At 60.0% G+C, this 1,652-nt stretch carries 1 protein-coding gene; it reads left to right on the forward strand.

Annotation, left to right across the window (positions count from 1 at the left end; all coding sequences use genetic code 11):
* Nucleotides 1-1,652: non-ribosomal peptide synthetase (locus tag KPG66_RS17245; RefSeq protein ID WP_237071662.1), on the forward strand; the 1,652-nt coding region annotated here is incomplete at both ends.

Consider the following 1,652-nt stretch of genomic DNA (forward strand, 5'->3'; position numbering starts at 1 on the left):
CGCAAGGCGCGACGCTATTCATGACGGTGCTGGCCGCGTGGAGCGCAGTGCTCGCGCGGCTGTCAGGGCAGGAGGATCTGGTTATTGGCACGGCAAGCGCCAATCGTCACCATCCTCAGATTGAGCCGTTGATTGGCTTTTTTGTGAACACGTTGGCGTTGCGCCTGGATGTGTCGGGCGAGCCGAGCGCGGCGCAATTGCTTGAGCGGGTGCGGCGCACGACGCTGGGGGCGCAAGCGCATCAGGATGTGCCGTTTGAGCAGGTGGTGGAGATTGTGCAGCCGCCGAGGCGGCTGGATCATACGCCGCTGTTCCAGGTGATGTTTGCGTGGCAGAGCAACGAGCGTGCTGTGTGGGATTTGCCGGAGGTAGAGGTCACGCCAGCGGATTGGGCTTACGACGTGGTCAAGTTTGATCTGGACCTGCACTTGTACGAGTCTGGCGAGGAGATGGTCGGCGCGCTAGGCTATGCGACGGCGCTGTTCGATCGCGCGACGATCGAGCGACACATCGGTTATTTGCAGACGACGTTGCAGGCGATGGCCGCTGACGCATCGCATCCTGTGACGCGTGTTGAGTTGCTGTCGCCGGCCGAGCGCACGTTGTTGCTGCAGACGTGGAACGCGACGCAGCGGGACTATCCGGCGCACCAATGTATTCACCAGCTGTTTGAAGCGCAGGTGGCGCGCACGCCTGAAGCCACAGCACTGGTGTATGAAGACCAGACGCTGAGTTACGCCGAGCTCAATGCCCGGGCGAATCGTCTCGCGCATCAGTTGATCGAACTGGGTGTTGTGCCGGATGCCCGGGTGGCGATCTGCGTGCAGCGCAGTCCCGCGTTGGTCGTCGGGCTGTTGGCGATTCTGAAAGCCGGCGGCGCGTATGTACCGCTCGATCCCACCTATCCGAGTGAGCGCTTGGCGCATATCCTCGTTGATGCGGCACCGAGCATTGTGCTCGCCGATGCGGCCGGGCGTGCTGCGTTGGGCGAGGCGGCGCTGGCCGAGTGCACGGTGCTCGATCCGGCTACCGTGCCGGCGTTGCCGGACACGAATCCGTCGGTGGCGAGCCTGACATCCCGCCATCTGGCGTATGTGATCTATACGTCGGGCTCGACCGGTGTGCCCAAAGGCGTGATGGTCCATCATCAAGGCGTGGTTCGGTTGGTGCGAAATACAGATTATATAAAAGTTGAGCCGGGAGCCGTCTTCGCACTCGCATCGAACCTGGCATTTGACGCGACGACTTTCGAGATCTGGACACCGCTGTTGAATGGGGCACGCATCGAGGTTATCGAGCGGGAGACTTTGCTTTCTCCTGTCACGTTGGCCCGTAAGCTCAAGCAAAGTGGTGTGACAGTACTATTTTTGACGACGGCGCTCTTTAACCAGATGGTTAAAGAGAAGGTTGAGGCTTTTAGTGATCTGCATTACTTGTTGTTTGGAGGAGAAAATGCGGATCCGCGATGCGTGTTCCGCGTCCTACAGCAAGCGAAGCCGCGGCATCTGCTACATGTGTATGGCCCAACGGAAACGGTCACCTACGCGAGCTGGTATGAGGCGCGCAATGTCACACAGGATACAAGCATTCCTATTGGGCGTCCGATCGCGAATACGCGCATTTACCTGCTCGATCGCTACGGTCAGCCGGTG

Source organism: Mycetohabitans sp. B2, assembly GCF_021733735.1.
GTDB classification, from domain to species: domain Bacteria; phylum Pseudomonadota; class Gammaproteobacteria; order Burkholderiales; family Burkholderiaceae; genus Mycetohabitans; species Mycetohabitans rhizoxinica.